6 protein-coding genes are annotated in these 6,896 nt (G+C 37.7%); 2 read left to right on the top strand and 4 right to left on the bottom strand.

All coding sequences use genetic code 11. The annotated features are described in order from the left end of the window. Nucleotides 1-298: hypothetical protein (locus tag ACY65O_RS04120; RefSeq protein WP_462219580.1), on the top strand; the 298-nt coding region annotated here is incomplete at its 5' end. Nucleotides 299-377: 79 nt separating this feature from the next. On the opposite strand, the gene ACY65O_RS04115 is transcribed toward ACY65O_RS04120, so the two are convergent. From ACY65O_RS04115 to glmS, 4 genes are all read right to left on the bottom strand, one after another. Further along, the gene (locus tag ACY65O_RS04115; RefSeq protein WP_462219579.1) at nucleotides 378-1,007 is read right to left on the bottom strand and encodes a peptidylprolyl isomerase; all 630 of its coding nucleotides are present in this window, start codon (nucleotides 1,005-1,007) and stop codon (nucleotides 378-380) included. Between the two features lie 87 nt (nucleotides 1,008-1,094). Continuing rightward, a complete protein-coding gene (locus ACY65O_RS04110; protein WP_462219578.1) occupies nucleotides 1,095-1,844 on the bottom strand; it encodes an SIMPL domain-containing protein in 750 nt (249 codons plus the stop codon). Nucleotides 1,845-1,892: 48 nt separating this feature from the next. Continuing rightward, the gene (locus ACY65O_RS04105; protein ID WP_462219577.1) at nucleotides 1,893-4,010 is read right to left on the bottom strand and encodes a DUF4954 family protein; all 2,118 of its coding nucleotides are present in this window, start codon (nucleotides 4,008-4,010) and stop codon (nucleotides 1,893-1,895) included. A gap of 272 nt (nucleotides 4,011-4,282) precedes the next feature. Continuing rightward, entirely contained in the window at nucleotides 4,283-6,118 is a 1,836-nt protein-coding gene (gene glmS / locus ACY65O_RS04100; RefSeq protein ID WP_462219576.1) for a glutamine--fructose-6-phosphate transaminase (isomerizing), read from the bottom strand. Nucleotides 6,119-6,397: 279 nt separating this feature from the next. Here glmS and ACY65O_RS04095 point away from each other — a divergent pair. Beyond that, nucleotides 6,398-6,896 (top strand): phosphoglycerate mutase family protein (locus ACY65O_RS04095; protein WP_462219575.1); only part of this gene is annotated, 499 nt, incomplete at its 3' end.

Genomic DNA, 6,896 nt, shown 5'->3' with positions numbered 1-6,896 from the left:
TAAAGAAACCCCAGTGTTTATTGCCTTTATGCTGAATATAGAATTAGTGATGGCAGAAAATGGGGACGAGGTAAAAATAAAAGTGGATGGTGCTTCTAAACCCGAAGAAACTTTTACGATGATGGATAATAATCATCCATTTACTTTTACGGATAACGGCACTGCAAAAACTATAAAAATTTTATTGCTGAAAAATAAAACCAACGGAAAAACACTTACTATCTACAATGAATCTACCAATTCATTTATTGTTGATATGAGTATTGGATTTGATATTTCGTTGCAATCTGTTAAGTAATTTTAGCTGCTGGATAAAACTCCTGGCGGTTTTAAACCCTCCAGGAGTTTGCGAAGGAGTTGATGATAAAAATCCTGATTTATAAAATTACCCGTAACATCAACGCATAGCCCACATCTTTTTTAGGGTTGTCGGTAATTTTTACAATGTGCAGGCCAGCTGCTGTCCATACGGTAAATATTTCTCCTTTTTTATGTTTTGATACGGCTTCATCCAATTGTTGTAACATAACACCACGTACAAACCAGCCTAAATCGCCGCCTTTAACTGCAGAGGAATAATCGGCACTGTAAGTACTTGCCATTGATGCAAAACTTTCCCTGCCGGATTGTATTTTTTCTATAATGCTGTCTGCCAATGAAGATGCAAACCGAAAGCTGTAAGTGGAAGTATCTAACACAATATGGCTAACATGATAAAATGTATTAGGCGCTTTGTATAAAATCTTTATCAAAATATTTTCGCCTTTAAACGGGCCATACACTTTGCCTACTTTTCCTTTGTAAGCAAGACTGTCTGCTTTACCCATAAAATTACTGGTGGTAACTACAGCTACTGTATCAATAAAATATTTTTTCTTCAATACATATTTTACAAAACCGATGGGATTATTAGTAGTATCCAATACTTTTTTTATTTGAGCAAGGGTTTGGCTTTTTGCGGCAAATACAACACCGATGAACAGAATGCTAAAAAGAAATTTTTTCATTTTTAAATTTGAGCAGCAAATATAAGTTTTAATTAAGAAGACAGCCTTTGTAAGACTGTCTTCAAGAAAATATTAACTAAATGTATTTTATTTTAAAGCGTACAATATTTTTACTTCAAAACGCAATTTAATTTTTCTGTAATCAATTCCGCCTTCAGCTATACCACCATAAGATGATTGTTCTTTCATGGACAGAACATTTACCCCTGCAAGTGAATTGGATTTATATCTTCCTGACAATACATCAGAACTTAAAGATTCTTCCGGTTCTACTATTGTGATTGCTTCACCTACTTTTTCATTTACTGATTCGGATAAATACAGTGCTTTTTCCTTTGCAGCTCTAACGGCCATAATTTTTAACTGCTTCCTGAATTCAACAATTTTACTATGAGAAGTTCTGGTAATACTAAAGTTGCTGGTAGCGTCATCATCCAGGCGGTTAACCAGTTCGTCAATTAATTTTGTGTTGCTGAATTTTAATTGATAAGTAATGGAAGCCAATAAATCTGGATCTTTTTTTCTGTGTCTCCAAATTGATGACAGGTTATAACCATCGTAGGATGCCACAGCAATATTGCTGTCTGCAATTCCCACTGCTTTGCAGTTAGCTAAAAAATCAGTTTTAATTTTGTCGAGTTCCTTTTTTTCTTCTCCTTTTTTCTTGTATTCCCTTAAATCTACCTGCACATAAATTTCATCGGGAATAACTTCCATTTCGGCACTGCCGGTAACTGAAATTGTTTTTGGAAAAGGGAAACAACCGGGCTGTGTGTTTTGTGCATTAAGCAAACAGGTTATTGCCACAGCAATAATGACCAATGATATTTTTTTCATGTTATAATTTTATAAGGGATGAAATAGATGAAGCAATTACACAAACATTTATAACTTTAATTTCCTGGAGACAGACTTCACCAACTTCTTCATTTCCTCCAGCTCACCCAATTGCTGTTGTATAAAACTATTGTCTTCTAATCTTCCTACAACTTTGTTCATTTCTTCATTGGTATCGTACACCATTTTTTTAAAGGGGTTGCTGTAATCTTTAGCACGGCTGTTAAAAATCCCTTTGCACATCCATTCTTTAGTATCTAAAGCCTGTTGTAATAATTGTTTAAAAAGTGCAGGCGTAAATTGCGTTGGAGTACTTTTTAATATTTCTAATAAAGCAGTATAACCATGATTTAATTTATCGGCAGTGTAAGCTTCGCCCTGCTGGCGGTAAAAATTATGCATGTCATCCCAGCTTTTTACTTTACCCGATTTTATATTTCGCCTTAAATTTTCTATTGCAGTTTTTTGTATCAGTTGTCCGCCAATATTCAGCCATTCACTTCTTTGTATTTTAGCTGAAAGGGATTTTTTTAATGTCTCAAAATCGGCAAATTTATTTTTTTGTAAGTGATTTAATATTTCCATGGTGCCATAATATTGAATCACTTCTTTAAATATCGCCATCGACTGCGGCACTTTTAAAATTTTTGTAGTGCGGTCAGTATTTTCCCAGCCGGTAATTGTTGCAGTACCTTCTGCATCGGGCTTTAATTTTTGTAAAATTTGTAAGCCGTCAAAAATTTCATTCACCGTATCGGGGGCTAAAAAATCATATTCCAGGTGCTGAATTTTTTCTGTTCTTCGGTCACGGTCAAAATACTTGTGTGCATTACGTGCCAGTGCATACATGTTGTACATAAACCAGTAAGCAGGCATTACCACTAACACATCGTTACTTACATCATTACTCACTAAACTAAACGGTACAGGGATATTTAACTCTGCCGGAAAATCGCCTTTAGCAATTATGGTAAACGCCGCAAATTTTGAATTGTGTTTTAAACTTACACAAAGCCCCGGCCAAAAGCCACGGTCTGCAACTATTTCACCATCGGCAGCACGGCTGTTATGGTTGCTGCCAATAGTTGCACCTGCTGCAATATTACTTTGCCCCATTACAACTGCTGCACATAAAAAAGAATTATTATGATGCTGTTCGTGTGCCGGAAAAATTAAGGAGTTCAACACTTCGCAACAGGAAATAGTGGAGTTATTACCGAGATAAGAATTGATTAACCTGGCGCCATATTTTAACTGGCAATGCGATGCCATAATAAAACGTACTGCTTTGGCGCCATAAAAAATTCTGCAGCCATAACCCACAATACCATTTACCAGTTCGCAGCCTTCACCAATTTGAGAAGTGCGTTCTTCATCACTGTTAACCGTAAGGTTTTTTAATTTGTTGGCACCTTTAAAATATGCATCAGTGCCCACCCACACATCTTTTATAATTTTGCAATTTTTTATAACGGTGCGGTCGCCAATTTTTCCATAGTAGCCTCTTAGTTTATCAAAACGGTCTTCCGTAAATTCTTTGAATTTATTCAGCAGTGCATCATCATCCCTGTACTTGCTCCATAAGTAAGCATCGCCGGGTAACATGCCGTTAAAAGGCAACACACTTCTGCCACCGTTCTCGTTACACAATTCCAACCACACCCTTACTTTTTCATCTTCGCCTTCTTTAATAATACCGTTACCAAATTTTGCATTATCGGTGCAGGCCAGTTCGTTTACATTGGCAATCATTACTTCGTTGCCAATAATATAATGGCCTAAATAGTTAACATTATCCACACAAACATTATCGCCAAAATCGCAACTGATGATGGTGCTGTTGTATAAACCTACAGCCATTCTTAAATTATGAAACTCCAGGTAGTACGGTTCTAATTTTCCAATACGTACTAAACCAAAAAACTTACAGTTCTTTACTAACTCGGCATTAAAAAATGAGGAAACTAAAATATTATTCCAATCATCGGAAGTGTTGCGGTTACGCACCAGCACTTCAATTTCCAGCGCCGATAATTTGCGGTAGCTGATACCATTACGGTTTTGTTTGTTGCGTAAATGGTATTCATTTTTTCCTTTGGGAATATATTGCGGTGCTACAAAATTGTAGCCTAGGTTATTAACCGGATGTTTTTGAATGATGTTCATGCCCCGAAGCCCCTGTCCCCTGAAGGGGAACTTAGGCAGTTACTTTAAGATTATTAGTTAATACATTCAAGATGAAAATGAAATATACATCTTGAATGTTGCCCATATTATTTGGGTAAAGCTGAATAAAGATATGCAGTACAAGAGTGCGACGCAACGATGATGCCCAATGAACTAATGCCCGTTACCAAAATAAAGCTACCTGCAATATAAGCGAAAAAATAAAACAAATGTTGTAGCTATTGAAGTTCCCCTTCAGTGGGCAGGGGCTTTTATTCTACCGTTACACTCTTCGCTAAATTCCTCGGCTTATCTACATCAACAGCTTTTGCAATACCAACATAGTAACTTAATAATTGCAAAGGAATGGTGCTGAGCATTGGCGCAATAATTTCATCAGCAGCAGGTACATAAAAAATATCATCGGCAAGGCCGGGAATAACTTCATCGCCTTCGGTAATGATGGCAATTATTTTTCCTTTTCGGGCTTTTATTTCCTGCATGTTGCTCACAATTTTTTCGTGGTAACTGTCTTTGGTAGCAACAAAAATTACGGGCAGGTTTTCATCCACTAAAGCAATGGGGCCATGTTTCATTTCGGCGGCAGGGTAGCCTTCGGCGTGTATGTAACTGATCTCTTTAAGTTTTAAAGCGCCTTCTAATGCAATCGGAAAATTATAGCCTCTTCCTAAAAATAAGGCATCGCCTGCACCTTTATACTTTTCTGCAATCGCTTTTAAAAGATCAGCACTCTTTAAAATGGCATCCACTTTTTCCGGCACGGCATCTAATTCCATCAATAAATTATTATACCGTTCATCGGTGATGGTGCCTTTTTCTTTTGCAATTTTTAAAGCCATCATCATAATTACCGCAAGCTGGCCGGTAAAAGCTTTGGTAGAAGCTACACCAATTTCGGGGCCGGCATGTGTGTAAGCACCACCATCACTTATCCGTGCAATGGAAGAACCCACCACATTTACAATTCCAAAAATGATAGCGCCATTTTCTTTTGCTCTTTCAATGGCCACTAAAGTATCTGCAGTTTCACCACTCTGGCTAATGGCAATAATAATATCGCCTTTATTTACTATCGGGTTACGGTAACGGAATTCACTGGCGTATTCCACTTCTACCGGAATGCGGCAGAGCTCTTCAATAACATACTCGGCTAACAGTCCGGCGTGCCAGCTGGTACCGCAGGCAACAATTATTATACGTTGTGCATTTTTAAAATGTTCAATATTGTTCATCACGCCGCTCATGGTAATAGTGCCTGCTGTTGCATCTAATCTGCCACGCAAACAATCATGAATGGTGCTGGGCTGTTCAAAAATTTCCTTCAGCATAAAATGGTCGTAGCCACCTTTTTCAATTGCTGCCAGTTCCATATCCAGCTTGGTAATAAACGGAGTAATTTTTTCGTTACCCAAATTTTTCAATATCAATTCGTCAGGCCTCACAATGGCCAGCTCGTAATCATTTACATACACCACTTCTTTGGTATATTCCAGCATGGGGCTTGCATCGCTACCTAAAAAATGTTCGCCTTTGCCCACACCAATTACCAGCGGGCTGCCTTTACGGGCCGCAATAATAGTTTGCGGATCGTCTTCATCAATTAGCAAAATGCAATACGCCCCTGTAATTCTTTTTAACGCTACTCTTACTGCTTCTTCTAAATTGCACTCGTTATTTTTTTTAATGTCTTCAATAAAATTTAATAAAACTTCGGTATCGGTATCGCTGGTAAAAGCATAGCCTTTATTTACTAATTCTTTTTTTATCTGGGCATAATTTTCAATAATGCCATTGTGTATCATGGCCAGCTTGCCGCTTTTTGAAGTATGTGGATGTGCATTCCTGTCGCTGGGTTCGCCATGCGTTGCCCAACGGGTATGGCCAATGCCAATGTTAGAATGTAAATCTTTACCAATAATGCTTTCTTCCAGGTCGGCCACACGGCCTTTCTTTTTATAAACTTTTAAGCCGCCGTTTAAAAGTGCTACGCCGGTGCTGTCGTACCCACGGTATTCTAAACGTTTTAAACCAGTAATTACTATCGGATATGCCTCACGTGGGCCGGTGTAACCTACAATTCCACACATAAATTTTTAAATTTACCCCCATCCCCTAAAGGGGTGATTATGGAGATTATGTTTTTAATATTTTTTTAACCCGGCCAAAGAACAAAGTCAATCTTCATTGGTCTGGCCTAAGGCGAGACACTCTTCAACTGAAACGCTTTGTTCAACTTTAATTGCAGCGTATGGGGTTTATTAATTTTGACTGCAAATTAGCAAATTTGCAGCATTAACGGCACAAGGTAAGTGGCTATTGTGTGTATTACAATTAATTGGCTTAAATTAGATATTCAATTGTTTATTATGAAAATTTTTCTCCCTTTTTTGTTGCTGGTATTTTTTATACATACCGCTATTGCACAAATACCTGCCGGTATATCTGCAAAAACAAATTTATACTTTGTACGCCATGCCGAAAAAGAAGCCGGTACCGACCCGGTGCTAACCACCAACGGCAATAAAAGGGCAGGGGATTTAATGCGTACCTTAAAAAGTAAAAACATTAAACGTATTTACGTTACGCAGTTTAAACGCACCCAAATGACTGCCGACAGTATGCGTTTGCAATTGGGTATTGATACGGTCCATTACAACGCCGATGAAAATGGTATAGATCTTTTTAATAAAATTGCAGCGCATGGCGATTTTAATAAAAGCATATTAATTGTAGGGCACAGTAACACCGTGCCGGATTATATTAAAAAAGCCGGCGTAACCAATTATCCGCATGCAAATATTTTGGATACCGAGTTTGATAATTTGTTTAAAGTATGTTACACCAGGAGGTTTGTTGTTGGCGCAT

The sequence above is a fragment of the Ferruginibacter sp. genome (assembly GCF_031430955.1).
GTDB lineage: Bacteria > Bacteroidota > Bacteroidia > Chitinophagales > Chitinophagaceae > Ferruginibacter.
The sequence above is the reverse complement of the archived record's forward strand: the minus strand, read 5'-3'. Positions and strand labels throughout refer to the sequence as shown.

What these genes read in the sequence shown, in the direction of transcription:
- glmS (WP_462219576.1), bottom strand. Translation starts at nt 6,118, where the DNA reads ATGTGTGGAATTGTAGGTTACACCGGCCCACGTGAGGCATATCCGATA.
- ACY65O_RS04105 (WP_462219577.1), bottom strand. Translation starts at nt 4,010, where the DNA reads ATGAACATCATTCAAAAACATCCGGTTAATAACCTAGGCTACAATTTT.
- ACY65O_RS04115 (WP_462219579.1), bottom strand. Translation starts at nt 1,007, where the DNA reads ATGAAAAAATTTCTTTTTAGCATTCTGTTCATCGGTGTTGTATTTGCC.
- ACY65O_RS04110 (WP_462219578.1), bottom strand. Translation starts at nt 1,844, where the DNA reads ATGAAAAAAATATCATTGGTCATTATTGCTGTGGCAATAACCTGTTTG.